Below are 25,345 nucleotides of genomic sequence, written 5' to 3' on the forward strand. Positions count from 1 at the left end.
CCGGGATCGAGTCAGCCGACTGCGCGCACCATGTCCACGAACAGCGCGTGAACGCGATGGTCTCCGGTCAATTCCGGGTGGAATGACGTAGCCAGGGCGTTTCCCTGACGTACGGCGACGATGTGGCCTCCGTGTTCCGCCACGACCTTGGCCTGCGCGCCGACCGATTCCACCCAGGGGGCGCGGATGAACACGCCCTCCACGGGACCGTCCTCGATGCCGGCGACCTCGACGGCCGCCTCGAAGGACTCGTTCTGCCGCCCGAAGGCGTTGCGGCGCACGATCATGTCGATCCCGCCGACCGTCTCCTGGCCCGAGCGCGGGTCGAGGATCTTGTCGGCGAGCAGAATCATTCCGGCGCAGGTGCCGTAGACCGGCATTCCGTCCCGTACCCGCTCGCGCAGCGGTTCCAGCATGCCGAACAGGGAAGCCAGCTTGGACATCGTGGTGGACTCGCCACCGGGAATGACCAGGCCGTCGACCTCGGCGAGTTCCTCGGGACGCCGGACCGGCCTGGCCAGGGCGTCAGCCGAGGCCAGGGCGATCAGGTGTTCCCGTACGTCGCCCTGGAGAGCCAGGACTCCGATCACAGGGGTGTCGCTCATCGGTGATTACCAGCCACGGTTGGCGTAGCGCTCGGCCTCGGGCAGGGTGTCGCAGTTGATGCCGACCATGGCCTCGCCCAGGTTCCGGGAAGCGTCCGCGATGATCTTCGGGTCGTCGTAGAAGGTGGTGGCCTTCACGATCGCGGCGGCGCGCTTGGCCGGGTCGCCGGACTTGAAGATGCCGGAGCCGACGAAGACGCCCTCGGCGCCGAGCTGGCGCATCAGCGCGGCGTCGGCGGGGGTGGCGACACCGCCCGCGGAGAAGAGCACGACGGGCAGCTTGCCGAGCTCTGCGACCTCCTTGACCAGCTCGTACGGGGCGCGGAGCTCCTTGGCGGCGGCGTACAGCTCGTTGTTGTCGTAGCCACGCAGGCGGGCGATCTCGTTCTTGATCTGGCGCAGGTGACGGACCGCCTCGACGACGTTCCCGGTGCCGGCCTCGCCCTTCGAGCGGATCATGGCCGCGCCCTCGGCGATCCGGCGCAGGGCCTCGCCCAGGTTGGTGGCGCCGCAGACGAATGGGGTGGTGAAGGCGAACTTGTCGCTGTGGTTGACCTCGTCGGCCGGGGTGAGGACCTCGGACTCGTCGATGTAGTCGACTCCGAGGGACTGCAGGACCTGGGCCTCGACGAAGTGGCCGATACGGGACTTCGCCATCACCGGGATGGAGACGGCCTCGATGATCTCCTCGATCATGTTCGGGTCCGACATCCGGGCCACGCCGCCGTCCTTGCGGATGTCGGCCGGCACCCGCTCCAGGGCCATGACGGCCACCGCGCCCGCATCCTCGGCGATCTTCGCCTGCTCTGCGTCGACGACGTCCATGATCACGCCGCCCTTGAGCTGCTCGGCCATGCCGCGCTTGACGCGCGCGGTGCCGGTGGCCGGGGAGTCTGCGGACTGCGGGGTGGTGGGAAGCGTGGACATGGATCGACCTCACTCGGAGAAAAAGTTGCCGAAAAGCGCTGGTTGGTGCAGTGCTGAGCAAACTCTCCGGGAACAGTCCACTGCAAGGGCCAATGGAAGGCCGGTGGATCGTTCTGAACGCGCACGGAAGAAGATGTGGCCCCCGTCACGCGCTAATGGAGCCGTCCGGTCAGCTGACGGGGCGGTCCGCGAGGGCCACCGGGGGTTCGTCGTCCATCTCGAAGGCCAGCGGGAACGGGGCGTGGCCGGCCAGCCGGAACCACCGCACCTTGCGGTGCCGGCGCAGTGCGCGCGCCGCTCGCACCGAGTCGTTGTGGAACCGCCGGGCCATCGGGACGCGGCGCACGGCGGCGGCGAGCTCGGACGCCGCCTCCTCACCGCCGGGGATCTCCTTCACGGTCTCCACCTGCGCCGTCTCGCCGAAGACCGCCCGCAGCGCGGCGCTCAGTTCGCTCTCCGCGACCTCGCGGTGCTCGCCCTCGGCCTGGCGGGCGGCGTGCGCGGCCTCGTACAGGACGATGGAAGCGGCCGGGTCGAGGACCCCGGACGTGGCCAGTTCCTGGGTGACCGACGCACGGCGCAGAAGTTGCGCGTCGAGGGCGGCCCGTGCGGCGTCGATGCGGGTGTGCAGCCGGTCCAGCCGTCCGGCGGTCCAGCTGAGGTACATACCGATCGCGACGATCGCGACGGCGATCCAGATGAGGGTTTCGATCACGGGCGGCAAGGCTACCGTCGAGGCGCGGACGGCGTCGCCGTCCGGCCCCGGGCCCCGTGACCGGACCGGCTACTCCCGCGCCAGCCCGAACCGTGCGCGCAGGCCCGTGCGTTCGTCGGCCGCCACCGAGGCCGCGCCGTCCGTCACCGTCTCGTACACCGCGAGGATGTCCGCCCCGACCGTCGACCAGTCGAACCGGCGCACATGCGCGGCGCCCCGCTCGCGCAGCTCCGTACGCCGCTCCGGGTCGCCGAGCAGCCGGATCGCCGCGGCGGCCAGCGCGTCCGCGTCCTCGTTGACGAAGAGTTCGCCCGCCGCGCCCAGGTCCAGCACCTGCGCGAACGCGTCCAGATCGCTGGCGAGGACCGGAGCGCCGGCCGACATGGCCTCGACCAGGATGATCCCGAAGCTCTCGCCGCCCGTGTTGGGCGCGACGTACACATCGACGCTGCGAAGCAGCCGGGCCTTGTCCTCGTCGCTCACCATGCCGAGGAACTCGACCCGCTCGCGCATCGCCTCGGGCAGCGAGGCGACGGCCTCCTCCTCGTCGCCCCGGCCGGCCACCAGCAGCCGGGTGTCCGGGCGGGCGGCGAGGATCGCGGGCAACGCCCTCATCAGGACCGGCAGGCCCTTGCGGGGCTCGTCGATGCGCCCGATGAAGCCGATCGTTCCCCCCTGCCACTCGGCCTTGGGCTCGGCGGCGGCGAAGAAGCCGACATCGACCCCGTTCGGGATGACGACCGCGTCGCCGCCCAGGTGCTCGACCAGGGTGCGTCGCGCGTACTCGCTCACCGCGATGCGCGCACTGATCTTCTCCAGTGCCGGCTGCAGGATCGGGTACGCCGCGATCATGGCCCGGGAGCGCGGGTTGGACGTGTGGAACGTGGCGACGATAGGCCCCTGCGCGGCCCAGCAGGCGAGCAGCCCCAGCGAGGGCGAGGTCGGCTCATGGATGTGGATCACGTCGAAGGTGCCGTCGTGCAGCCAGCGGCGCACCCGGGCGGCCGAGAGGAAGCCGAAGTTCAGCCGGGCGACGGAGCCGTTGTACGGGACGGGCACGGCACGGCCCGCCGACACCACGTACGGCGGCAGCGGTGTCTCGTCGTCGGCGGGCGCCAGTACCGACACCTGGTGTCCCAGCCGGATCAGATGTTCGGCCAGGTCACGGATGTGGAACTGCACACCGCCCGGTACGTCCCAGGAGTAGGGGCAGACGATGCCGATCTTCACGTCCGGTCCTCCCGGGTCTCCAGATCGGCGAGCCAGAGCCGTTGCAGCATGTGCCAGTCCTCCGGATGGTCGGCGATTCCGACGGCGAAGGCATCGGCCAGCGCCTGTGTCATGGAGGACGTCTTCTCCGTGCGGTCGCCTGACTCGGGCATCTCGACCGGTGGGTGGATGCGCGCCTTCATCACGGGCGTCTCGTCATAGCTGAGCGTGACCGGCAGCAGCAGTGCCCCGGTCTGCTGGGCCAGCAGCGCGGGCCCGGCGGGCATCCGCGCGGTGTCGCCGAAGAACGTCACCTCGACACCGGAGGCGGACAGATCTCGGTCGGCGACCAGACAGACCAGCCCGCCCGCGCGCAGCCGCCTCGCCAGGGTGCCGAAGGCCGCGCCGCCGCTGTGCGGCAGCACCTCCATGCCGAGCCCCTCGCGGTAGGCCACGAACCGGTCGTACAGCGTCTCGGGCTTGAGCCGCTCGGCGACCGTGGTGAAGGGCACCTTGAGATCGGTGGTGACCCAGGCTCCCGCCAGGTCCCAGTTCCCCAGGTGCGGCAGGGCGAGGACGACACCGCGGCCGGCGCCGAGACCATCGGTCAGCCGGTGCGCGTCGGTCACCTCTATGGAGGCCTTGATCCGCGCCGGGCTCCAGGTGGGCAGCCGGAACGACTCCATCCAGTAGCGCATGTACGAGCGCATCCCGGCCTTGGAGAGCTCGGCGAGCCGGGCCGGTGACGCCTCGGGGACGACCCGTGCCAGATTCGACTCCAGCCGCAGCACGCTCTTGCCGCGCCGCTTCCAGACCTGGTCGGCGATGGTACGGAAGAGCGCCCGGGCGACCGGTTCGGGGAGTTTCTTGACGGCGGTCCAGCCGAGCCCGTACAGCCCGTCGGTCAGCCGGTCCTGCAGACCGGTGCGCGTGTCCCCCGGGTCGTCGCTCACTGTGCGGTCCCGCTCCCCGGGCCCGCGGCGGCGGCCTCGGCCGCATCGGCCTCCGCGGACTCGCGGCGCACGGTCACGACCCGCTGCACGAGCGTCACCAGGCTGCCCACGGCGACGATCCACAGCGCGATCGGCAGCAGGACCTGGATCCCGGGGACACCGAACTTGTGGAGACCTGCGAATCCGGCCGCGACCAGCGAGATCACCAGCCGCTCGGCACGCTCCACGAGACCGTTGACCGCGACCGGCAGCCCGATCGACTCGCCGCGCGCCTTCGTGTACGAGACCACCTGGCCGCTGGCCAGGCAGAAGATCGCGACCGCACAGAGCACGTTGTCGTCGCCGCTGCCCGCATACCAGAGCGCGAATCCGCCGAAGATCGCGCCGTCGGCGACCCGGTCCAGGGTCGAGTCCAGGAACGCGCCCCAGCGGCTGGAGATACCGGCCTGCCGGGCCATGTTGCCGTCGACGAGGTCGGAGAAGACGAAGATCGTGATGACGATCGTGCCCCAGAAGAACTCCCCCATCGGGAAGAAGACCAGCGCACCTGCCACCACCCCGGCCGTACCGATCAGAGTGACCGCGTCAGGGCTCACGCCGAGACGGAGCAGCAGCGCGGCGAACGGTGTGAGGACACGCGTAAAAAATGCACGCGCGTACTTGTTCAGCATGGCCTTCCCGAGGGTCGGTGGGCCGAGCGGCCCCTTCGGCCACCGGCTGGCCCATCGTAGTCACGCCCGCCGGACTCCACCGTCCGGGCACCCGGCCTCGCGCGGCGCCGTGCCATGTATGGACGCGACCTGGCCCGAGTGGAAAGCTCGAATTACCGCGGGCGTCGCCGTAGCCGCCGCGGCGGCTCTTCAGTGCCCGTACACCTCTCTCCCCACATCGCGTCGGCTTTCTTCCGCTCCGCGCCACTACCTGGGAGGCACGCATCATGGGCGACAAGGCACACGCACACACCGGGGCCGCCGGCAGGGCAACGACGGCCGGCCGGCCCTCATCCGTACGGAATGTGGTGCTGGTCGGCCACAGCGGCTCCGGAAAGACCACGCTCGTCGAGGCCCTCGCCCTCACCGCGGGCGCCGTCAACCGGGCCGGCCGGGTCGAGGACGGTGCCACCGTCTCCGACTACGACGAGATCGAACACCGCCAGCAGCGTTCCGTACAGCTCTCCCTGGTCCCCGTCGAATGGGGCGGGTACCGGATCAATCTGCTGGACACCCCCGGCTACGCCGATTTCGTCGGGGAGCTCAGGGCCGGTCTGCGGGCAGCGGACGCGGCCCTGTTCATCGTGTCCGCGGCCCAGGAGGCCGACGCGGTGGCGGGCGCCACCCGCGCCGTGTGGGAGGAATGCGCGGCCGTCGGCATGCCGCGCGCCATCGTCGTCACCCACCTGGACACGGCACGCACCTCGTTCGACGAGATGACCCGGATCTGCGGCGAGATCTTCGGCGGCGACGACCCCGACGCCGTACTTCCGCTCTATCTGCCCGTCCTCGGCCCCGAGGGCGCCGACGGACACGCCCCGCTCACCGGGCTCACCGGACTCCTCACCCAGCGGGTCTTCGACTACTCCTCGGGCGAACGGCAGGAGAACCCGCCCGGGGAGGCCCAGCGGCCGACGCTCCAGGAGGCCCGCAACCGGCTCATCGAGGGGATCATCGCCGAGAGCGAGGACGAGACCCTGATGGACCGCTACCTCGGCGGGGCCGAGATCGATATCAAGACACTCATCGACGACCTGGAGCGCGCCGTGGCCCGCGGGGCCTTCCACCCCGTCCTCACTGCGGCCCCCGCCGCCGCGGGTGCCCGCCAGGGCATCGGCACCGTCGAGCTCCTGGACCTGATCACCGGCGGCTTCCCGACCCCGCTGGAGCGCCCGCTCCCCGAGGTCACCCCTCTGCACGGGGCGTCGCGACCGGTCCTGACCTGCGACCCGGACGGCCCGCTCGTCGCCGAGGTGGTCAAGACGGCTTCCGACCCGTACGTCGGCCGGGTCTCGCTCGTACGTGTCTTCTCGGGCACCCTGCGTCCCGACGAGACCATCCATGTGTTCGGCCACGGCCTCACCGACCCCGGCCACGAGACCCGCCCCTTCCACGAGGCCGAGGTACGGATCGGCGCGCTCTCCTCCCCCTTCGGCAAGCACCAGCGCCCGCTCACCGAATGCGGGGCGGGAGATCTGGCCTGCGTCGCCAAACTGGGCAGCGCCGAGACCGGGGACACCCTGTCCGACCGGGACCTACCACTGCTGATGGACCCCTGGACCACGCCGGACCCGCTGCTGCCGCTCGCCATCGAGGCACACAGCAAGGCGGACGAGGACAAGCTCTCCCAGGGGCTCTCCCGGCTGGTCGCCGAGGACCCGACCATGCGCCTCGAACAGAATCAGGACACCCACCAGGTGGTCCTGTGGTGCCTCGGCGAGGCCCACCAGGACGTGGCACTGGACCGGCTGCGCAGCCGCTACGGCGTCCAGGTGGACGCCGTACCGCACAAGGTGTCGCTCCGCGAGACCTTCGCCGCCCCGTCGACCGGGCGCGGCCGGCATGTGAAACAGTCCGGCGGCCACGGCCAGTACGCCATCTGCGAGATCGACGTGGAGCCACTGCCTCCGGGGTCGGGCATCGAATTCGTCGACAAGGTGGTCGGCGGAGCGGTGCCCCGTCAGTTCATCCCGTCCGTCGAGAAGGGCGTGCGCGCCCAGGCCGCCCGCGGAGTCGCGGCCGGACATCCGCTCGTCGATGTACGCATCACTCTGCGGGACGGCAAGTCGCACTCGGTGGACTCCTCCGACGCGGCGTTCCAGACCGCGGGCGCGCTGGCCCTGCGCGAGGCCGCCGAGGACACCCGCATCCAGCTGCTCGAACCCGTCGCCGAGATCCAGGTCCTGGTCCCCGACGACTATGTCGGGCCGGTGATGAGCGATCTGTCCGGGCGGCGCGGCCGAGTGATCGGAACCGAACAGTCCGGCTCCGGCCGCACCCTCGTACGGGCCGAGGTCCCCGAACTGGAGATCGGCAGGTACGCGGTCGACCTGCGCTCCCTCTCCCATGGCGCCGGGCGGTTCGACCGGGCGTACGCCCGGCACGAAGCCATGCCCCCGCAGCTCGCCGAACGCGTCCGGGGGCAGCGGGAGAACAACCCGAACGACTCCTGATCAGCCATGCCGCCCGCCTTTGTCCACAGGGGCGGGCGGCGTAGCGATCCGGACGATACGCTTTGGTCCCAGCTCAGAAGGTGTGCCGGGCACGGCAGTTGGGAAACAGCCGCAGGAGCAGTTCCTCGGCGGCGAGTGGGGGCGACAGTGGCCAGCGACGGATTCGATTTCTCTCCCGGAGCGCAGATCCCGCTCCAGGGTTCGGGCGGGCAGGCGGTGGCGACGAACGCCCTCGCCTCTGCCGCGTACCGCGACAGCCCGGTGGAGAAGATCCTTGACGCCAACAGCGAGTGGCACAAGTCCGAAGTCAAGGTGGGCCGTTCCAAGCTCTTCAAGTCCGACTACTTCAAGCCCAATCTCGGCGAGGCATTCTCCCGCGCCGTCCAGGAACGCATGCTGGGGGGCGCCCGCAAGGCCCTCATCCAGTCCTTCGGGACCGACCCGCAGACCGTCGTCGAGCACTGCCTGTCCGCGACCCGTCTCCGCAAGAGCCGCGACGCCAAACTCACCGCGGTCACCGCCCTGTTCGGCTTCCTCTTCCTGCCGGGCATGATCCTGTGGGTCCTCGCGTTCCGCCTGCGCGACTCCCTCGGCGGCACCAAGGACAAGGCCCTCTCCGCCCTGGGCAGCGCCCTGCTCCCGATCATCGGCATCGTGGCGCTGATCTTCCTGGTCAAGCTGCCGCTCAGCGGGTTCCTGGCGCTCTACGTCCGCGTGATGATCATCGCCCCCGTCATCGGCTGGTACGTCGCCAAACGGATCGCCGAGTCCTCCGCCAAGGACATGCGCGCCCGTTGGGAAGGGCTGCTCTCCGGCGGCGGCGTCATCGCCAAGATCCCCGAGGCCGTGCCGAAGAACCCCAACGAGACCTCCCGCGAGGCGCTCCGCCAGGGCCTGGAGAAGCTCTCCGCCGAGCAGCAGTCCAACTCGGTCTTCTACGCGGGCCCCAAGGGAATCCTCGGCATGGGCACCCGCTGGGGCAGCTGGCAGCTCGCCGAAGAGCTCGTCCCCAAGGATCCCGGCAAGGAGTTCCACCAGTTCCGCAGCTGGGACCTGATACGGGCCATCCACGACCAGCTCAAGGTGCTGGAGCGCGGCCCGCTGAACACCGGGGGGTTCCCCACCCCGTCGGTCACCCACTGGATCGTGTCCCCCGTCGGGGAGAACGCCGACTCGGTCTCCCGCCCCGAGGGCGAGGACGTCGCCACCTTCCAGGTCAAGCCGCACGAGATACAGCGGATCTGCAACCACCAGCAGTTCGGCAGCGGTGACCGGCACTATCTGGGCGTCCAGTTCACCCTCTGGGACGGCCAGTTGGTCATCACGATGATGATCACGGTCACGGTGCTCCACGAGACGCTGCGCATCGAAGTCACCGGACACGCCCTCGGCCCGGTCCACTCTCTCTTCACCAGCAAGCCCGCGGCCAAGACCAAGACGGTCAACAAGACCGTCCGGTTCTGGGAGACCCGCGACATCACCCTCCCGCTGGTCGAATCCAGCGAGGTCGTTCGCCTCGCCCTGCGCGCCCCGTTCACCTGGTACCCGCCGCTCCTGGACTACCTGGGCGGCAAGATCGCCCTGCCCGAGCCGTTCGGCCTGCGGCATGCCTGGGCCGAGAAGCCGTGGCGCCACCGCTTCATGGCGGACGACGCGATGCGCGCCGCGACGCCCGTCCTGCGCGCCGTCCACAGCGCCGCACTGCGCGTCCTCCAGGAGAACGGCGTCGACACCGAGCGCTTCGACAACCGCTCGATGGTACTGAGCGGCCTGGTACAGGACCCGACCCCGCGCAAGGCCGACCTGTACGACGCGTAGGCCGATCCGCGCGACGCGCAGGCGGCCGCCCGGACAGGCGAAGGCCGCCCCGGCAGGAAGCAGAAGCCGGGGCGGCCCACGCGGAAGCGACTGCCGGGATCAGCCGACCGGCCAGGCGTCGGCCAGCATCTTGCGCGTGTCGGCGAGCAGCTGCGGCAGCACCTTGGTGTGCCCGACCACCGGCATGAAGTTGGTGTCGCCACCCCAGCGCGGCACCAGATGCTGGTGCAGATGGGCCGCGATGCCGGCCCCCGCCACCGAACCCTGGTTCATACCGATGTTGAAACCGTGCGCCCCCGAGGCCGTCCGCAGAGCCACCATCGCCCGCTTGGTGAAATCGGCCAGCTCCATGGTCTCCGGGCCGTCCAGCTCCGTGTAGTCGGCGACGTGCCGGTACGGCACCACCATCAGATGCCCGCCGTTGTACGGATAGAGATTCAGTACGGCATAGACATGCTTGCCACGCGCGACGACGAGCCCGTCCTCGTCCGAATTCGACGGGATCCCGCAGAACGGACAGCCGTCGCCGGCCTCCGGACCGGTCGGCTTGTTCTCGCCCTGGATGTACGCCATCCGGTGGGGCGTCCACAGGCGCTGGAACGCGTCGGGCGTCCCCACTCCGATCTGCTGCTCCGGCTCACTCGTCATGGCGATCAGCATATTGCTTCACTCCCGGGGTGCGTGTCGCCGGGGCCACACCCGTCGGCGTACGGCGATGCTGAGGCGATGAGCGACCAGTCCGCCGACTCCGCCCCTCTTCGCTTCCGGCGCTGGGAGCAACGTACGGAAGTGCCACTCTTCGGCGCCTCGCTGCTCTTCCTGCTCGGCTACGCGGTCCGCGTCCTCGCCCCCGAGGACGCGGAGCCCTGGCGGGAGCTCGCCCTCACCCTGGTCGGCGCCACCTGGCTGGTCTTCGTCGCGGACTACGCCGTACGGCTCCGGCTCAGCGGCCTCGGCCGCCGCTTCGTCCGGGTGCACTGGCTGGACACGGTGGTGCTGCTGCTTCCGCTGCTGCGGCCGCTGCGCCTGATCCGGGTCTACACCGCGGTCCAGCGTCGCCGGGAGCGGCCGCGGCTGAACCTGTACGCGCGCGTGATCGCCTACGCCGGAGCGACCGCCCTGCTGCTCGGCTTCTCCGCCGCGCTGGCCGTCTACAACCAGGAACACACGGCGCCGGGGGCTTCGATCCGTACCTTCGGTGACGCGGTGTGGTGGGCGTGCGAGACACTCACGACCGTGGGGTACGGGGACACGGTTCCGGTCACGACGGGCGGCAGGGTCGTGGCGTCGGGCCTGATGGCCTGCGGGCTGGCGCTGCTGGGGGCCGTGACGGGGTCGTTCTCGTCGTGGCTGTTGCAGGTGTTCACCCGGGAGGACGAGAAGAGGCCCCCGGAGGGCAGGTAGCTCTCCGGGGGCCTCTCGTCACGTGCCTGTCAGACCTGGACGCGGTCCTCGACGGCCTTCTGGATCTTGGCGATGGCGTCCTCGACCGGGATGCCGTTCTCCTGCGATCCGTCGCGGTAGCGGAAGGAGACGGCGCCGTTGGCCATGTCCTCGTCGCCCGCGATGATCATGAAGGGCACCTTGGCCTTCTGCTGGTTCCGGATCTTCTTCTGCATCCGGTCCGAGGAGGCGTCCACCTCGACCCGCAGCCCCTTCTTCCTGGCCTTGGCCGCGAACTCCTGGAGGTACGGGATGTGCGCGTCGCCGATCGGGATGCCGACCGCCTGGACCGGGGCCAGCCACACCGGGAACGCACCCGCGTAGTGCTCCAGGAGCACCGCGAAGAAGCGCTCGATGGAGCCGAACAGGGCACGGTGGATCATGACCGGGCGCTGCTTGGTTCCGTCCGGGCCGGTGTACTCCAGGTCGAAGCGCTCCGGCAGGTTGAAGTCGAGCTGCACGGTCGACATCTGCCAGGTACGGCCGATGGCGTCCTTGCACTGCACCGAGATCTTCGGGCCGTAGAACGCGGCGCCGCCCGGGTCCGGGACCAGCGGCAGGCCCTGCTTCTCGGCGACCTGGCGCAGCGTCTCGGTGGCCTCTTCCCAGATCTCGTCGGAGCCGACGAACTTCTCCGGGTCCTTGGTGGAGAGCTCCAGGTAGAAGTCGGTCAGACCGTAGTCACGGAGCAGGTTCAGGACGAAGGTGAGCGTACGGTCGAGCTCCTCCGCCATCTGCTCCTTGGTGCAGTAGATGTGCGCGTCGTCCTGCGTGAAGCCGCGCGAGCGGGTCAGACCGTGCACCACGCCGGACTTCTCGTACCGGTACACCGTGCCGAACTCGAAGAGACGCAGCGGCAGTTCACGGTAGGAACGCCCGCGCGCGTCGAAGATCAGGTTGTGCATCGGGCAGTTCATCGGCTTGAGGTAGTAGTCCACCCCGTCGTCGAGCTGCATGGGCGGGTACATGCCGTCGGCGTACCAGTCCAGGTGGCCGGACTTCTCGAAGAGCTTGCCCTTGGTGGCGTGCGGGGAGTAGACGAACTCGTAGCCCTCCTCCTCGTGACGCCGGCGCGAGTAGTCCTCCATGGCCCGGCGGATGATGCCGCCCTTGGGGTGGAAGACCGCAAGACCGGGGCCGATCTCGTCCGGGAAGGAGAAGAGGTCCAGCTCATTGCCGAGCTTGCGGTGGTCGCGCTTGGCGGCCTCCTCCAGGAACTCCAGGTGGGCCTTCAGCTCGTCCTTGGTGGGCCACGCGGTGCCGTAGATGCGCTGGAGCATCGGGTTCCTCTCGCTGCCCCGCCAGTACGCCGCGGCGTTGCGCATCAGCTTGAACGCCGGGATGAACCGGGTGGTCGGCAGGTGCGGACCCCGGCAGAGGTCCTTCCAGCACAGGTCGCCGGTCTTCGGGTCGAGGTTGTCGTAGATGGTCAGCTCGCCGCCGCCCACCTCGACATCCGCGCCGTCGTCCGTGGACGCGGAGCCCTTGATGCCGATGAGCTCCAGCTTGTACGGCTCGTCGGCCAGCTCCTCGCGGGCGGCCTCGTCCGTGACGACCCGGCGGGAGAACTTCTGCCCCCGCTTCTGGATCTCCTGCATCTTCTTCTCGATGGCCTTGAGGTCCTCGGGAGTGAACGGCTTCTCGACGTCGAAGTCGTAGTAGAAGCCGTCCTTGACCGGCGGGCCGATGCCCAGCTTGGCCTCGGGGAAGAGCTGCTGCACGGCCTGCGCCATCACGTGCGCGGTGGAGTGCCGCAGGATGTTCAGGCCGTCCTCGGAGGAGACCTCGACGGGCTCGACGACCTCGCCGTCGGCGACGACGTACGCGAGGTCCTTCAGCTCACCGGCGACCCGGGCGGCGACGACGGTGCGCTCGCCGGGGAAGAGCTCGGCTGCCGTAGTGCCCGTCGTCACCACGCGCTCTTCCCGCTCGGAATCGCGTTGGATGATCACACGGACGTCTGACACCGGTCTCTCCTGACTCAGGGGGGCGTACCCACATCCCTATAGTGGGCACAACGGGAATCGTACCGAGCCGACGGCCCCCTTAGCGAAAGGGCCGGGTCCCGGCGGCCTCCGCCCCGCTACTCGCCGGTGCACGCCTCCTCGAAATGGTCGACGTTCTCCTGGAGCGACTTCATCATCCGGTCCCGCTCCGCCTCGTCGACCTGCACGGGCACGACGTGCGAGGTCCGGGTCAGCCGCCGGAAGCCGCCGCGGCTCTCCAGCCTGCCCTCCACCCGGATCGGCAGCCCCACCAGGTGGGCGTGGCCGGCGATCCGGTACGCCTCCTCGTCCAGCTCCAGCCGTACGTGCGGCACCTCGGCGCCCGCCAGCACCCGCAGCCGCACGATCCCGGCGCCGCGCGGTGCCGGGCGGCGCATCCGGACGACGGCGCCGGTGATCCGTACCGTCACGGCGGGCTCGTCCCGGAGGTAGCGGGCGCCCGCCCGGCGCAGGGCGGGCAGGTCGCCCGGTGAGAATTCCACCGGCTCGGGGCGGGCCGGGCAGCCCTCGGGGGTCCCGGCGGCGGGCGCCCACTCCAGGGCGATCCGCGCCCCCTCCGAGCCCCGGACGAGTGCGACCACGGCCTCGGTCAGTTCCCGGCTGACGCCTGCCTCGACGGCCGTGTCGAAGGCTTCGTAGCCGCCGGTGGCCCGCTGGTAGTCCACGGCCTCGCGGGTGGCGTGCAGGGCCTGGTAGAGCCGTACAGCGACGGCGCGGCCCGGTTCGACCGGCACGAACGCGGCGAGCTCCCGGCCACCGGGAGCGGGACCGACGAGGATGCCTTCGAGCGCCGCCCGGGCCCTGCGGCGGTGGCGTGCGCCGTGGTAGCCCGTGCTTCCGCGTACGGCGAGGGCCCCGGCGAGCAGTATCTGCCGGGCGGCGGTGTGCAGCCGCTCCGCCCCCGCCCAGCCGGCCGCGCCCGCGACCGGTTCGGGGACCTCGCGCCACCAGCGGATCTCGTCGCTGGGTATGGCGAGGGAGACCAGCACCTCTCGGGCGGAGGGTGCGGCACTGCGGGCGAGCGCGGTCAGCGCCTCGCCGAGGAGGTCCTCGCTGTCGGGGAAGGCGGTGGTGTCGGGGACCAGGAGGCTCGTCCCGCCCCCGGGCGAGGCCGGTGGTCCCGGCGGGGTCCAGCGGCTGTAGCGCCCGGCCGCCCCGCCGCGGCGCCGCCAGCCGTGCCGGCCGAGCAGGGCGCCGAGGACCGCGGGGTCGACGCGGGCGGGATCGGGAATGTCCCCGGGCGGCCGGGGAGCGTCGGGCCACGGCCCCGCGGATTCGGCGGGGTGCGGTCGGGTGGCTGACGGGATCGCTTCATTGACGTACTCGTCCATCGGCCGGTGCATCAGGGTCTCCCTCCCGCCCCTACGCGGGTCATGATCTCGCAGAGCGCCCGGTCGTCGAAGATGCGCGAGGTCGGGATCCGTACGGTGGTCCGGTGCCGGCCCGTCACCGCGTGCCCGGCCAAATTGACCCAGTAGCAGCAGTGCCGCAGGTCGAGCCGGTCGTGTCCGGCGCGCAGCCAGTCGTCCTGACTGCGCGGCACGATCATCACGACGAGGATCTTGTGCACCGACACGGGGGTCCGGGCGAGCTTCACGAGGTGGGCGTTGTCGAGCGTGAAGGCGAACGTCGGTCCCGGCGGGTGCGGCGGGATCTGGTAGGTGCATTTGAGCTGCACCTTTATGGTCACTTCGTCGTCCAGAGCATGGTCGGGGGCGCCGTGGCTGACGTGCCAGTCGATGCCGTTGTCGGGGAAGGGCTGCGACAGGGAGCACCCCGCCGCGGCCGCGACCGCGTGCAGATAGCCCACCTGGAGGGTCTCCATGCAGGCGGTGGTTGCGAGTGTGCCGCGCAGCGGTTCGATCCGCTGGGACAGCAGCCCGCTCGGTTCGGGCTGCGCGAGCGCCATGGCTGCGTGTGCCTTCCGGGCTGTGCCGATCGGTTCTCCGGTGCGGGGGTGACGGACAACTTCCGCTCCCCTCACCTGTGTTGTCACCACACAGGGCCGCCCGCAAACGGCGTACCAGGCAAAGTGCGCGGGTATCACCGAACCGGGCAGAGGAATCACACCATCTGCCGTTCGGGCACGAGGAGTTCGGGGATGACTCACTGGTACGAGGGGCCGCTGGCCGCTTTTGACACCGAGACAACAGGAGTCGACGTCGAGGGGGACCGGATCGTCTCGGCCGCCCTGGTCGTCCAGGACACGGCGGGCGGGCGACTGCGCATCACCCGCTGGCTGGTGAATCCGGGGATACCGGTGCCCGTTGGGGCGACCGAGATCCACGGCCTGACCGACGATCACCTTCAGCGCAACGGGCGCTGGCCGGCGCCGGTGGTGGAGGAGATAGCCCGTGCGCTGGCCGAGCAGTGCGCGGCCGGGCGCCCGCTGGTCGTGATGAACGCGCCGTTCGACCTGACGCTGCTGGACCGCGAGCTGAAGCGTCATCGCGCGTCGTCGCTCGGGACGTATCTGCAGAACTCACCGCTGTGCGTGCTGGATCCGCGGGTGCTCGACAAGCATCTGGACCGCTACCGCAAGGGGCGGCGGACCCTCACCGATCTCTGCGAGCTGTACGGCGTGGTGCTCGACGGCGCCCATGACGCGGCGGCCGACGCGGCGGCCTCGCTGGAGCTGGTGCGGGCGGTGGGGCGGCGGTTCTCGTCCCGCCTGGAACGACTGACCCCGCCGGAGCTGCACACCCTGCAGGCCGTGTGGCATGCGGCGCAGGCGCGTGGACTGCAGGCGTGGTTCGCGAAGAACGGCACGGCGGAGGAGGTGGATCCGGCCTGGCCGCTGCGCCCGGAGCTTCCCGCCGCGGCATGACCGGGTGCCCGGAGCCGACGGACCCGGCGTCCGCTGCCGCGTCCGTGCACGTTCCGCACGCGTCCCGTGAACGCAGAAAGCCGGTCCGTCGATTCTGCTGACGGACCGGCTTCTCCCGGGTGGGCGATACTGGGTTCGAACCAGTGACCTCTTCGGTGTGAACGAAGCGCTCTCCCACTGAGCTAATCGCCCGGGAACGGGTTGAACCATACAGGGCTCGGCGGGTCCGGTTCAAACTCCTTCCAGCCTGGCCGCGAGACCCCTACGTCCGGCACGCATCATCAGGGCGTGATTGGCCCGGAACACGGGGCGTCCGGGCACCGCCAGGAGCCGCATCAGCCGCCTGTGCACCTCGACCTCCTGCTCGTAGACGGCCCGGCTGCCGCCGCCGTGCGGGGTGACCGTCCACCGGACCCAGCCGTCGAGGTCGCCGCTGAGGGTCGCCTCGATGACCCTGGCCCGGGGGTCGCGACGGCGTTCGCGGACCGTCATGACGAGGTCGTACGGGAGGAGGGAGCGGATGCGGGTGGTGCCGGTGGTCCCGTCGACCGAGGTGACCTCGCGGACCTGCGGCCACCATCGCGGGTAGTCGTCGGCGCGTTCGAGGATCTCGTACACGGCGTCGGGTGGGGCGGGAAGGTCCCAGATACTCACGAATCGGTAGCGGCTCCAGTCCATGACCCCAGTCTGCGCGTACTCAGGCGGGGAACTGAGTATCCGAGCGCATGTCCGATCCTGTGGCCCGCGCCACACTCACGTTCATGGAACATGTGCCGCCACCTGCCGAGGAATTGGCGCTCCTCGATCGCGAACTGGCCCGGCTGGACGCCCGCCGGTCCCAGTTGCTGGTTCGCCGTGCCTGGCTGCTGAGTGTGCTGACGCCACCCGCCGGGCCTCCTGCCGGGCCGCCGGCGCCGCAGTTCGCCGCCCCGTTCGGGCCGCCTGGGACGGCCCGGCCGGCGGCTCCGTTCGCGGCGCCTTTCGGGCCGCCTGCCGCGCAGGCCGGACCGCGCAGTGCGCAGAACGTTCTGCTCACCCTGGGCGGTCTGCTGCTGACGATCGCGGCGATCGCGTTCACCCTGGTCAGCTGGGGCCACATGGGGATCGGCGGCCGCTCGGCGGTGCTCGCAGTGGTGACGCTCGCGGCGCTCGCCGCTCCCGCCGTGCTGCTGCGCCGTGGGCTGTCCGCGACGGCCGAGTCGCTCGGCGCCCTGGCGTCCGTGCTGATGATCCTCGACGCCTACGCCCTGCACCGGGTGGCGGTGCCGGAGACGGATGGTCCCGGTTTCGCCGCGGCCGCCTCGGCGGTGCTGGCGGTGCTGTGGGGCGCGTACGGACTGCTGCTCGGCCGGCTGCGGCTGCCACTGCCCCTGGCGGTGGTGAGCGCTCAGCTGCCGCTGCTGCTGTGGGCCTGGTCGGCGGGTGCGGGCGCCTCGGTGTTCGGCTGGGCGCTGCTGCTGACGGCGGCGCTGGACTGCGCGATCGCGGTGCGGGGGCCGGGCGTTGCGGTACGGGTGACGGCCTGTGTCGGTTGCTGGACGACGGGCCTGCTGGGACTGCTGGTGGCCCTGGCGGAGTCGGTGTCCGCCGGCTCGGCGTCGGGCGCAGTGGCGCCGGCCGTGCTGTTGCTCGCGGGTGCGGCGGTCGCGCTGTTCGGGGCATGGCGTGCGCCCTCGGGCCTTGCGGTGGCCGGCGGCGTGCTGGCCGGGTTGTGCGGGGTGGCCGCGGTGGGTGGTGTGCTGCGCGCCGGGATGGACTGGGACTGGTCGGTGCCGGTGTATCTGCTGTGCGGTGTGGTGCTGCTGGTGGCGGTGCGCGCACCGCTGCCGCGTCCGGTCCGGCAGGGTCTGGTGTGGGCCTCGTCGGCGGTGACCGCGGCCGCGGTGCTGGCCGCGGCGCCGCCGGTCGGCATGTCGCTGATGGGTACGGTGTCGCAGCTGGCCCGCGTGTGGTCCGGCGCGCCCGACGGTGGCGTCCGGGGCGCTCTGGGTACGGAGGGTCTGGCGTGGTCCCACATGGCCGCGGCCCCGGTGGTGTTGCTGATGGTGGCCGGTCTGCTGGGGCTGGCGCACCGATCGTGGGCCCGGCTGGTGCGGGCGGCCGGGCCGGTGCTCTCGCCGGGGGCGGCCTGGCGGAGTGCGACGGGGGCCACCGCGACGGCTCTCTGCTGGGCGGGGACGACCGCGTTGCCCGCGGTGATCGGGCTGTCGTACGCGGCGGCTGTGTCGGCGCAGTCGGTGCTGGTCGCCGGGATGTTCGCGGTGGCGGTACGGGGTCTGCTCCGTGGGACGAGCGCCGTGGGGACGACCGCGCTGGTGTGCGGGCTGGTCGGCGCGGTAAGTGCGGGGTTCCTCTCGCTCGCGGCGGAGGCTGCGACGTACGCGGTGTTCGCGGGGCTGCTGCTTGTGCTCGGGGCGGCCGCGGTGTTGCTCGACGGCGCCGCGACGCGGGCTGCCCGGGCGCTGCCGGACGCTCGGGCGGTGCGTGCGGTACGGGCGCTGCGGATCGCTCAGGCGGTGCCGGCGTGCGGGGCCGTGGTGTGCGGGATGGTGCTCGCCCGCGCGGCCGGGGCGTCGCTGGGGCTCGCCGGATATCAGGTGGCGCCGCTCATGCTGGCCGTCCCCGCGGTGACGGTGCTGCTCGGGGCCCGGCTGCGGGACCGCCCGTCGGCTCTTCCGGTCGAGCTGACCGGGGCCGTGTCGGCTGCGGTGGCGGTGGTCATGGCGGTGCCGGACCGGCCGTTCCTGGCGCTGGTGCTGGCGCTGAGCGGGGTGCTGGCGGCGGGCACGGCCGTGCGGGCCGAGCGGCGGCCGGTGGCCGGGTACCTGGCGGTGGCGCTGTTCGTCCTGGCGACCTGGGTGCGGCTCTCGGCCTCCGGGGTGTCGGCCCCGGAGGCGTACACGCTGCCGGTGACGGTGCCCGCCCTGGTGGTCGGTGTGCTGCGGCGGCGTCGCGACCCGGAGGCGTCGTCGTGGACGGCGTACGGGGCGGGCCTCGCGGCGACGCTGGTACCGAGCCTCTTCGCGGCCTGGGTCGACCCGTACTGGCTGCGGCCGTTGCTGCTCGGTGTGGCGGCGCTGGTGATCACCCTGGCGGGCGCCCGGCTGCGGCTGCAGGCGCTGCTGCTGCTCGGTGGCGCGGTGCTGGCCATGGACGCCGTGCACGAACTGGCGCCGTACGTGGTCCAGGTCGTCGGCGCGCTGCCGCGCTGGCTGCCGCCCGCCCTGGCCGGGCTGCTGTTGCTCGTGGTCGGGGCGACGTACGAACAGCGGCTGCGCGATGCGCGGCGGCTGAAGGAGACCGTGGGCCGGATGCGCTGACGGTGTGTCGCACGGCCGGCCCGGAACGCCCTGACAGGCTCCGGGCCGGTGGGTCGGCCGGTGGGTCGGCCCCGAAGGCGTACCGGACCTACGGCGAACTCGCCCGTGGAATCGAGCAGTTCGCGCCCGTCGTCGCTCCCGCCGTAATTTCCGGCGGAGTTCTCGAATCGTCCGGGGCATTGCCCGCGGATACCGATGGTCGAACCCTTTCCGGAATTCTCGTGGTCGCAGAAGTCCGTCCGGCCGCGATATCCGGATACCGCTCCTCGATTAGCGGATCCCGCGCGTCCGCCGCAGCACGGATTGAATCGTTCACGAAAGCGCTTGTGAATCTTCTTCGAGGACACCGGCGGGGACCCGACGGGCCGGCCGGACGCGGAAAACGCAGAGGGCCCGTGAGACTCTGCGGTCTCACGGGCCCTCTGTCCGGGGTGGGCGATACTGGGTTCGAACCAGTGACCTCTTCGGTGTGAACGAAGCGCTCTCCCACTGAGCTAATCGCCCGGGCGCAGGCCAAACATTACCCCATGTCAGCGGCGCCCCATGACCACCCCAGGGTCACTCGTCGATCTTCCACGGCATGGTGATGCCGAACTTCCAGACGTAGATCCCCACCAGCACCGCGATGATCACCAGGCCGATCGACGTGAGGATGATGTTGCGCCGCCGGACCTTGGGGTCGAGCGCCCGCTGGGCGGCCTCGGTGACCTTCCGCCTGGTCCAGCGGAGCACCAGCTGCGCCCAGACGAATTCGGTCGCCCAGATCGCCATGCCGCCGAAGATCACCAGCCAGCCGGGCCCGGGCAGCGGCAGCATGATGATGCCCGCCACGACCACGGCGAGGCCGACCACGAAGACGCCGACCTGCCAGCTCAGGTGCAGTGCCCTGGACGCCTTGATGAAACCGGGCGCCCGGGAGCCGAGATCCCGCTCCTTGGTCACACCCTCCGTGACTTCACCCGTCACGCTGCCCGTCCTGTCCCCCGCGGCGGACCCCGGAGTCGCCGATTCGGCGCCCCCGTCCCGCACGTCACGCTCCGCATTCATGGAAGCCAACCTACCGGAACGGTCTTCATCACCGGAATGGCCGCATAACCGAAAGTTACACACCGCCGTACGAGCTACCTGAAGGAACACAAAAAGGTCAGAGGGGTTTACAACACCACCGTAGGTGGCATGTCGATTTCGCCGACGTGCGAATCCCCGAGCGCACACTGAGCGAAAGGCCCTGGCGCTTATGAACACCACGGTCAGCTGCGAGCTGCACCTGCGCCTCGTTGTGTCGAGCGAGTCCTCACTGCCTGTACCCGCGGGCCTGCGGTATGACACGGCCGATCCGTATGCCGTGCACGCCACCTTCCACACCGGAGCGGAGGAGACGGTCGAATGGGTATTCGCCCGCGACCTCCTTGCCGAGGGGCTGCACCGGCCCACCGGCACCGGAGACGTCCGCGTCTGGCCATCCCGTAGTCACGGCCAGGGCGTCGTCTGCATCGCGCTGAGCTCCCCAGAGGGCGAAGCCCTGCTCGAAGCCCCGGCGAGGGCCCTGGAGTCGTTCCTGAAACGGACCGACACCGCGGTTCCGCCAGGCACCGAGCATCGTCACTTCGACCTCGATACGGAGCTCTCACACATCCTGGCCGAGAGCTGAGCCAGGCCGAGAACTGCACGGCGCCGTCCGACTCGGGGAGACGGCGCCGCGCGGAAAACCTCATATGGCTGACACCGGCGCCGTCATCACGGAATCCACCGTGGTGACGGCGCCGGTGCGCGCCTCTCCCGCAGCAGCCCACCCGCTCCACGCACCAGCGCACGCCCCCGGAGCCCGCAGTGCCTACTCACGCCCCGGGTAGAGGCCCACCGGCCAATGGGTACCCACCCGTGGCCGGTATCCGCTCTCCGCACCCCCCACGGGCCCTCTCGGGCCGCTGTGCGCCGCGACCGAGCCAGTAGAGTCGGCCCGCATCGGCGGACACCCGCCCGCCGGAGGCAGGGAGCGAAAGCGTGCTGATTCCCCACGACACCCGGATCGCCCTCGACACGGTGGTCGACCTGGTCAACACCGCACCGGAGAGCGAACCGCCGGCGAGCGGGCAGACGGAAGGCGAGCGGAGCGACGGCCTCGCCGACATCGAAGCGCTGCACGACTTCGCGCGCCGCCATCGCATCAGCGGCGTGGGCGAGCTCCACGAGAAGGACCTGCGGGCCGTACGGGACGTGCGGGCGCGCTTCGCCGAGATCTTCGCGACGGACGACGCACAGACCGCCGCCTCGCTCGTCAACGCGCTCGTCGCCGCCGCCGGCACGACGCCGCAGCTCAGCAATCACGACGGCTACGACTGGCATGTGCACTACTTCGCACCCGACGCGTCGATCGCCGACCACCTCGCCGCCGACTGCGGCATGGCGCTGGCCTTCATCGTGGTGGCGGGCGAGCAGGAACGGCTGCGGCGGTGCGAGGCACCGGACTGCCGGCACGCCTTCGTCGACCTGTCCCGAAACCGGTCCCGCCGCTACTGCTCCAGCCGCACCTGCGGCAACCGTCTGCACGTGGCCGCGTACCGGGCACGCCGCAAGGAAGCGGCCGGCTGACCGTTCACAGCATGAAGAGATCATGCAACGCGGCCATCAGCAGCAGACTGCCGACCACCGCGAGGAAGATCATCAAGGGGGGCTGGGAAAGCGCGAAGAGGCAGCCGCGCGGCTCTTCGGCAGGGGGTGCGGGGGCATCGCCCCGGGAGGTGTCCACCATCTCGGGACGATCATGACTCACTCCGGGCCCCGTTGGCGATCAACACGCCTTTTCGTACCGGGAGTTCACCCACCCCAGGACCGGTCAGGATTCGCTCCGGTGTCCGATCGGCCGCCACACATTCGGCACCGTGCCCGGGGCACTCCCGTGTCGCAACTCCGCCGAAAGGAACGCCGATACGCCGGCCCGCGAACCACCCGATCGGCCAAAGCCGCCTCGTACGCGGCGAGTTCGGGATCCGCCGGGCAGCCGCCCCACCGGGTACGGCTCCGCGGCCTCAGCGCGGCGTCGAGCTGGAGGCCCGCACCACGAGCTCCGGCTGGAGCACCACACTGCGGTGCTCGTGGCTGCCGTCCTCGTCGTCCGACTCCTCCAGCAGGAGCTCCGCAGCCATCCGGCCCATGACGACCGCGGGCTGGCGGACCGAGGTGAGCGGTACGGCAGCGGCGGAGGCGAATTCGATGTCGTCGTAGCCGACGATGGCGATGTCGTGCGGCACCCCGACGCCCGCCGCGTACAGCGCCTGGAGCACACCCAGGGCGAGCAGGTCGTTGGCGCAGAACACCGCGGTCGGCCGGGGCACGAGGCCGAGCAGCCGGGCCCCCGCATCGCGGCCCGCCGCCACGTCCAGACGGTCGGAAGGGATCTCGACGAGCGCCTCGGGCGGCAGCCCGGCGTCGGCGAGGGCCGACAGGGCGCCCTCGCGCCGGTCCCTGATCTGATGGAGGTCGCCCGGGCCGCTGACGTACGCCACCGAGCGGTGACCGGCCGAGACCAGATGGCCGACGGCGAGGGCGCCGCCGCGGACGTCGTCCACGGAGACCGCACAGGTCCCCGCGCCGGGCGCCACCCGGTCCACCAGCACGAAGGGGATCCGGTGGCGGCTGAACGCCTCCAGGTTCCGGCCGGTCGCGTCGGCCGGGGTGACCAGGACTCCGCAGACCCGCTGCTCGGCGAAGAGCCCGAGGTACTCGGCCTCCTCCGCCGGGCTCTGGTCGCTGTTGCAGACCATGACACCGAGACCGGCCGCCCGGGCGGCGCGCTCGGCGCCGCGGGCCACGTCCACGAAGAACGGGTTGCCCATGTCGAGGACGAGCAGGGCCATGATCCGGCTGCGGCCCGCCCGGAGCTGGCGCGCCGACTCGCTGCGCACATACCCGAGTTCCTCGATGGCGGCGAGCACCCGGGCGCGGGTCTCCGGCAGCACCGCCTCGGGCCGGTTGATCACGTTGGACACAGTGCCCACGGAGACGCCGGCCCGCCGGGCCACATCCTTGATCCCTGCCACACGTGCCACTTGCCCTGCCCCACTGATGCCTTCGGCCGCACCGGTCCGCGGCCTGTCCCCATCGTACGGACGGCACCGCATCGTACGGACGGCACCGCGGGACACCCCGTCCCGCACCGGAAGGCCCGGCATCGCGGGCCGGTTCCCGGGCCGTCCACCGCGGAATGAACTGTTTCAATCCGATCGGGACAAGCTAGCCGCATGCCTGTACACCGTCAAGAATCACCATGAATCGATTCATCAGCCATGGATGCCCGGCCACCGGGGGCCGGGGCAGGTGTCAGATGCCGTGCTTCTTCAGGATGGCCTCGATGTCGCTGAAGTCCTCGCCCGGCGCGGCGGACTGCTGGCGGGACTTCGCCTTCGGACGCGCCTGGGACCCCGGGGCTCCTGCTCCCAGAGAGGGTGCCGAGGCCGCGGGGGCGACTGCTTCGCCCTGCGCCGCGCGCGCGGCGGCCCTGCGCTCCTTGCGGGTGCCGCCCCCGCGGCGCTCGATCGCCCGAGTGGTCGTGAACAGCAGCCAGGCCACCGCGAGCAGCCCGAAACCGAGCCAGACACTCGGCTTGAAGGCGATTCCGGCGACCCAGTCCACGATCCCGGTCAGTACCAGTGCGATCGGGACCAGGGAGTAGGCGGCGATCCGGGTCGCGGCGAGGAAGCGCTTTCGCCAAGCGGTGACGGCGGCGATGCCCAGGCCCGCCGCGGACACCGCGGAGCAGATGGTCTCGGCAAGCATCGGTGCCTCCAGGCGCAAGGGGAAACGTCCCTTCCATCCTGCACCGGTGACCGGCCCGGTGGCCACGATCCGGGACCGCATCAGGGACATTTCAGGGCCGGGATCCTCCCCAGGTGCCGATCGGCGGCACACCGGCCGTACGGGAGCCCCGGCGGGCAGGGTGCCGATTGGGAGGCTCGCGCGAGCCCTGGGAGACTGGTCGCATGAGCGATTCCACCCCTGCGGCCCCCGTCGTCCTCGACGTCTGGTGCGAGCTCCAGTGCCCCGACTGTCACCAGGCCCTCACCGATGTGCACGCCCTGCGGGCCAAGTACGGCGACCGGCTGGATGTGCGGCTGCGGCACTTCCCGCTGGAGAAACACAAGCACGCCCACGCCGCCGCGCAGGCCGCCGAGGAGGCCGCGGCCCAGGGGAAGGACTGGCCGTACATCGAGGCGGTGCTCGCCCGTACCGCCGATCTCGCCCGCACCGGCGAGCCGCTGCTCATCGAGGTGGCACGGGAACTCGGCCTGGACGCCGAGGAGATGGACACCGCCCTGATCGACGGACGCCACATGCTGATCGTCGACGCCGACCAGGCCGAGGGCAAGGCGATCGGGGTCACCGGCACCCCGACGTACGTGATCGCCGACGAGCGGCTGGACGGCGGCAAGAGCCAGGACGGGCTGCGCGAACGGATCGAGGAGATCGCCGACCGGCTGCTCGCCGAGCGGGGCTGAGCGGCTCGGCCCTCAGAGGGCCTTGGCCAGGTTGTACCGAGTCGTCCGGTATCCGAGCGACTCGTACAGCCGCAGGGCGGGCGTGTTGGCGGCGAACACATGCAGACCGAGCCGGCGGGCGCCCGCGGCCAGCGTGATGTGCTCCGCCTCCTGCATCAGGGCACGCCCGTGGCCGCGCCCCCGGTACTCCTCGTTCACCTCGACGTCGAAGACGAAGCCGGTCGCCTCGCCGTCGCCGTCCTCGCTCACCGACACCCACACATGGCCGGCGACCGTGTCCCCGGCGACGAGGACGTGGAAGTACATGCCCGCGGTGTCCAGGCCGTCCGGCAGGTTGCGGGCGTGGTCGGCCCGGGACTTGTGCATGGCCTGCTCGGCCGGGACGCCCTCGTCGATCCAGGACTGCGCGTACGTGTCGACGCTGGTGCGCCGCCAGGCCGCGAACTCCTCGGCGGTCATCTCCCTGGCCACGACACCGTCCGGAAGCGCGGGAGCCGTCGGGCCGAGGTCCTTGAGCATGTTGCGGCTGCGTTCGGTGTAGCCGAGTGCGGCCGCCAGGCGTCGGGCCCCCTCGTTGCCCTCCGGGACCGACAGGCGCACCTGGCCGCAGCCCCATCCGCGCAGCACCTCCTCGGCGGCGAGCGCGGCAATGGTGCCGCGGCCCCGCCGCCGGCTCGGTTCGTCGATGTTCAGGGAAAGCAGCACACCAGCGGACGCACCGAACGCCGCATCGGTGCCGATCTCGACGGAACCGACGGGCCGCCCGTTGTCGCACACGTCGTACGCGCGGTTCTTCGCACCGTCGGTGCCTTGCTGAAGCGGCCCGGTCGGCCGGAGGGTCGTGGTCATCGGAGATGTTCTATC

At 71.0% G+C, this 25,345-nt stretch carries 24 protein-coding genes and 2 tRNA genes; 8 read left to right on the forward strand and 18 right to left on the reverse strand.

Translation table 11 applies throughout. From position 1 onward, the window contains the following. Positions 1-11: 11 nt before the first annotated feature. From pdxT to pgsA, 6 genes are all read right to left on the reverse strand, one after another. Positions 12-605 (reverse strand): pyridoxal 5'-phosphate synthase glutaminase subunit PdxT, encoded by a 594-nt coding sequence (pdxT, locus tag OG978_RS08205; RefSeq protein WP_326764560.1) that lies wholly within the window; start codon positions 603-605, stop codon positions 12-14. 6 nt (positions 606-611) lie between these two features. Beyond that, the gene (pdxS, locus tag OG978_RS08210) at positions 612-1,532 is read right to left on the reverse strand and encodes a pyridoxal 5'-phosphate synthase lyase subunit PdxS (RefSeq protein ID WP_266421896.1); all 921 of its coding nucleotides are present in this window, start codon (positions 1,530-1,532) and stop codon (positions 612-614) included. A 169-nt stretch (positions 1,533-1,701) separates the two neighbouring features. Then, positions 1,702-2,247, reverse strand: a complete 546-nt coding sequence (locus OG978_RS08215) for a hypothetical protein (protein ID WP_326764561.1) — start codon at positions 2,245-2,247, stop codon at positions 1,702-1,704. 69 nt (positions 2,248-2,316) lie between these two features. After that, positions 2,317-3,477, reverse strand: a complete 1,161-nt coding sequence (locus OG978_RS08220) for a glycosyltransferase family 4 protein (protein ID WP_326764562.1) — start codon at positions 3,475-3,477, stop codon at positions 2,317-2,319. Next, on the reverse strand, positions 3,474-4,409 hold the full coding sequence (locus OG978_RS08225) for a phosphatidylinositol mannoside acyltransferase (protein ID WP_326764563.1): 936 nt from the start codon (positions 4,407-4,409) through the stop codon (positions 3,474-3,476). The genes OG978_RS08220 and OG978_RS08225 overlap by 4 nt, the downstream gene beginning before the upstream one ends. Continuing rightward, positions 4,406-5,080: a phosphatidylinositol phosphate synthase gene (gene pgsA, locus OG978_RS08230; RefSeq protein ID WP_326764564.1), complete on the reverse strand. Its 675-nt coding sequence runs from the start codon at positions 5,078-5,080 to the stop codon at positions 4,406-4,408. Before pgsA ends, OG978_RS08225 begins: the two co-directional genes overlap by 4 nt. Positions 5,081-5,346: 266 nt before the next feature. Here pgsA and OG978_RS08235 point away from each other — a divergent pair, with 266 nt between their 5' ends. Both OG978_RS08235 and OG978_RS08240 read left to right on the forward strand, forming a co-directional pair. After that, the gene (locus OG978_RS08235; RefSeq protein WP_326764565.1) at positions 5,347-7,572 is read left to right on the forward strand and encodes an elongation factor G-like protein EF-G2; all 2,226 of its coding nucleotides are present in this window, start codon (positions 5,347-5,349) and stop codon (positions 7,570-7,572) included. A 147-nt stretch (positions 7,573-7,719) separates the two neighbouring features. After that, positions 7,720-9,390, forward strand: coding sequence for a hypothetical protein (locus tag OG978_RS08240; protein ID WP_326764566.1), 1,671 nt, complete (start codon positions 7,720-7,722; stop codon positions 9,388-9,390). Between the two features lie 99 nt (positions 9,391-9,489). Here the strand turns inward: OG978_RS08240 and OG978_RS08245 are convergent, their stop codons facing one another. Further along, positions 9,490-10,050 (reverse strand): HIT family protein, encoded by a 561-nt coding sequence (locus OG978_RS08245; RefSeq protein WP_326764567.1) that lies wholly within the window; start codon positions 10,048-10,050, stop codon positions 9,490-9,492. Positions 10,051-10,116: 66 nt separating this feature from the next. Here OG978_RS08245 and OG978_RS08250 point away from each other — a divergent pair, with 66 nt between their 5' ends. Beyond that, positions 10,117-10,794 (forward strand): potassium channel family protein, encoded by a 678-nt coding sequence (locus OG978_RS08250; RefSeq protein ID WP_326764568.1) that lies wholly within the window; start codon positions 10,117-10,119, stop codon positions 10,792-10,794. Positions 10,795-10,823: 29 nt separating this feature from the next. On the opposite strand, the gene thrS is transcribed toward OG978_RS08250, so the two are convergent. The 3 genes from thrS to OG978_RS08265 form a co-directional block, all read right to left on the reverse strand. After that, positions 10,824-12,800, reverse strand: coding sequence for a threonine--tRNA ligase (thrS, locus tag OG978_RS08255; protein WP_326764569.1), 1,977 nt, complete (start codon positions 12,798-12,800; stop codon positions 10,824-10,826). A 116-nt stretch (positions 12,801-12,916) separates the two neighbouring features. Beyond that, positions 12,917-14,182, reverse strand: a complete 1,266-nt coding sequence (locus OG978_RS08260) for a hypothetical protein (RefSeq protein WP_326764570.1) — start codon at positions 14,180-14,182, stop codon at positions 12,917-12,919. Beyond that, positions 14,182-14,748, reverse strand: coding sequence for a DUF4365 domain-containing protein (locus OG978_RS08265; protein WP_326764571.1), 567 nt, complete (start codon positions 14,746-14,748; stop codon positions 14,182-14,184). The genes OG978_RS08260 and OG978_RS08265 overlap by 1 nt, the downstream gene beginning before the upstream one ends. 192 nt (positions 14,749-14,940) lie before the next feature. Here OG978_RS08265 and OG978_RS08270 point away from each other — a divergent pair, with 192 nt between their 5' ends. Beyond that, positions 14,941-15,666 (forward strand): 3'-5' exonuclease, encoded by a 726-nt coding sequence (locus OG978_RS08270; protein ID WP_326764572.1) that lies wholly within the window; start codon positions 14,941-14,943, stop codon positions 15,664-15,666. Between the two features lie 120 nt (positions 15,667-15,786). On the opposite strand, the gene OG978_RS08275 is transcribed toward OG978_RS08270, so the two are convergent. Together OG978_RS08275 and OG978_RS08280 are read right to left on the reverse strand one after the other, a co-directional pair. Further along, positions 15,787-15,858, reverse strand: a tRNA-Val gene (locus OG978_RS08275). A gap of 39 nt (positions 15,859-15,897) precedes the next feature. Then, a complete protein-coding gene (locus OG978_RS08280; RefSeq protein WP_326764573.1) occupies positions 15,898-16,344 on the reverse strand; it encodes an SRPBCC family protein in 447 nt (148 codons plus the stop codon). A 47-nt stretch (positions 16,345-16,391) separates the two neighbouring features. Here OG978_RS08280 and OG978_RS08285 point away from each other — a divergent pair, with 47 nt between their 5' ends. Next, positions 16,392-18,986, forward strand: a complete 2,595-nt coding sequence (locus OG978_RS08285; RefSeq protein ID WP_326764574.1) for an SCO7613 C-terminal domain-containing membrane protein — start codon at positions 16,392-16,394, stop codon at positions 18,984-18,986. A gap of 432 nt (positions 18,987-19,418) precedes the next feature. Here the strand turns inward: OG978_RS08285 and OG978_RS08290 are convergent. Further along, a tRNA-Val gene (locus tag OG978_RS08290) sits at positions 19,419-19,490 on the reverse strand. 54 nt (positions 19,491-19,544) lie between these two features. Then, the gene (locus OG978_RS08295) at positions 19,545-20,033 is read right to left on the reverse strand and encodes a TIGR02611 family protein (RefSeq protein WP_326764575.1); all 489 of its coding nucleotides are present in this window, start codon (positions 20,031-20,033) and stop codon (positions 19,545-19,547) included. A gap of 190 nt (positions 20,034-20,223) precedes the next feature. Here OG978_RS08295 and OG978_RS08300 point away from each other — a divergent pair, with 190 nt between their 5' ends. Both OG978_RS08300 and OG978_RS08305 read left to right on the forward strand, forming a co-directional pair. Beyond that, positions 20,224-20,637, forward strand: a complete 414-nt coding sequence (locus OG978_RS08300) for an SsgA family sporulation/cell division regulator (protein WP_311672937.1) — start codon at positions 20,224-20,226, stop codon at positions 20,635-20,637. Between the two features lie 353 nt (positions 20,638-20,990). Continuing rightward, on the forward strand, positions 20,991-21,578 hold the full coding sequence (locus tag OG978_RS08305) for a CGNR zinc finger domain-containing protein (RefSeq protein ID WP_326764576.1): 588 nt from the start codon (positions 20,991-20,993) through the stop codon (positions 21,576-21,578). A 4-nt stretch (positions 21,579-21,582) separates the two neighbouring features. Here the strand turns inward: OG978_RS08305 and OG978_RS08310 are convergent, their stop codons facing one another. From OG978_RS08310 to OG978_RS08320, 3 genes are all read right to left on the reverse strand, one after another. After that, positions 21,583-21,738, reverse strand: a complete 156-nt coding sequence (locus OG978_RS08310; RefSeq protein WP_189543698.1) for a hypothetical protein — start codon at positions 21,736-21,738, stop codon at positions 21,583-21,585. A 277-nt stretch (positions 21,739-22,015) separates the two neighbouring features. After that, positions 22,016-23,035 (reverse strand): LacI family DNA-binding transcriptional regulator, encoded by a 1,020-nt coding sequence (locus OG978_RS08315; protein WP_326764577.1) that lies wholly within the window; start codon positions 23,033-23,035, stop codon positions 22,016-22,018. 271 nt (positions 23,036-23,306) lie between these two features. Then, complete coding sequence (locus OG978_RS08320) at positions 23,307-23,762, reverse strand: hypothetical protein (protein WP_326764578.1); 456 nt, start codon at positions 23,760-23,762, stop codon at positions 23,307-23,309. Positions 23,763-23,965: 203 nt separating this feature from the next. Here OG978_RS08320 and OG978_RS08325 point away from each other — a divergent pair, with 203 nt between their 5' ends. Further along, positions 23,966-24,481: a DsbA family protein gene (locus OG978_RS08325; protein ID WP_326764579.1), complete on the forward strand. Its 516-nt coding sequence runs from the start codon at positions 23,966-23,968 to the stop codon at positions 24,479-24,481. A gap of 12 nt (positions 24,482-24,493) precedes the next feature. Here OG978_RS08325 and OG978_RS08330 read toward each other — a convergent pair whose 3' ends face one another. Further along, entirely contained in the window at positions 24,494-25,330 is an 837-nt protein-coding gene (locus OG978_RS08330) for a GNAT family N-acetyltransferase (protein WP_326764580.1), read from the reverse strand. Between the last annotated feature and the right edge of the window lie 15 nt (positions 25,331-25,345).

The organism is Streptomyces sp. NBC_01591, from assembly GCF_035918155.1.
GTDB lineage: Bacteria > Actinomycetota > Actinomycetes > Streptomycetales > Streptomycetaceae > Streptomyces.

Coding starts and splice junctions, on each gene's coding strand:
- pdxT (WP_326764560.1), bottom strand. CDS start 605: ATGAGCGACACCCCTGTGATCGGAGTCCTGGCTCTCCAGGGCGACGTA.
- pdxS (WP_266421896.1), bottom strand. CDS start 1,532: ATGTCCACGCTTCCCACCACCCCGCAGTCCGCAGACTCCCCGGCCACC.
- pgsA (WP_326764564.1), bottom strand. CDS start 5,080: ATGCTGAACAAGTACGCGCGTGCATTTTTTACGCGTGTCCTCACACCG.
- OG978_RS08235 (WP_326764565.1), top strand. CDS start 5,347: ATGGGCGACAAGGCACACGCACACACCGGGGCCGCCGGCAGGGCAACG.
- OG978_RS08245 (WP_326764567.1), bottom strand. CDS start 10,050: ATGCTGATCGCCATGACGAGTGAGCCGGAGCAGCAGATCGGAGTGGGG.
- OG978_RS08250 (WP_326764568.1), top strand. CDS start 10,117: ATGAGCGACCAGTCCGCCGACTCCGCCCCTCTTCGCTTCCGGCGCTGG.
- OG978_RS08260 (WP_326764570.1), bottom strand. CDS start 14,182: ATGCACCGGCCGATGGACGAGTACGTCAATGAAGCGATCCCGTCAGCC.
- OG978_RS08265 (WP_326764571.1), bottom strand. CDS start 14,748: ATGGCGCTCGCGCAGCCCGAACCGAGCGGGCTGCTGTCCCAGCGGATC.
- OG978_RS08270 (WP_326764572.1), top strand. CDS start 14,941: ATGACTCACTGGTACGAGGGGCCGCTGGCCGCTTTTGACACCGAGACA.
- OG978_RS08280 (WP_326764573.1), bottom strand. CDS start 16,344: ATGGACTGGAGCCGCTACCGATTCGTGAGTATCTGGGACCTTCCCGCC.
- OG978_RS08285 (WP_326764574.1), top strand. CDS start 16,392: ATGTCCGATCCTGTGGCCCGCGCCACACTCACGTTCATGGAACATGTG.
- OG978_RS08295 (WP_326764575.1), bottom strand. CDS start 20,033: ATGAATGCGGAGCGTGACGTGCGGGACGGGGGCGCCGAATCGGCGACT.
- OG978_RS08300 (WP_311672937.1), top strand. CDS start 20,224: ATGAACACCACGGTCAGCTGCGAGCTGCACCTGCGCCTCGTTGTGTCG.
- OG978_RS08310 (WP_189543698.1), bottom strand. CDS start 21,738: ATGGTGGACACCTCCCGGGGCGATGCCCCCGCACCCCCTGCCGAAGAG.
- OG978_RS08320 (WP_326764578.1), bottom strand. CDS start 23,762: ATGCTTGCCGAGACCATCTGCTCCGCGGTGTCCGCGGCGGGCCTGGGC.
- OG978_RS08325 (WP_326764579.1), top strand. CDS start 23,966: ATGAGCGATTCCACCCCTGCGGCCCCCGTCGTCCTCGACGTCTGGTGC.
- OG978_RS08330 (WP_326764580.1), bottom strand. CDS start 25,330: ATGACCACGACCCTCCGGCCGACCGGGCCGCTTCAGCAAGGCACCGAC.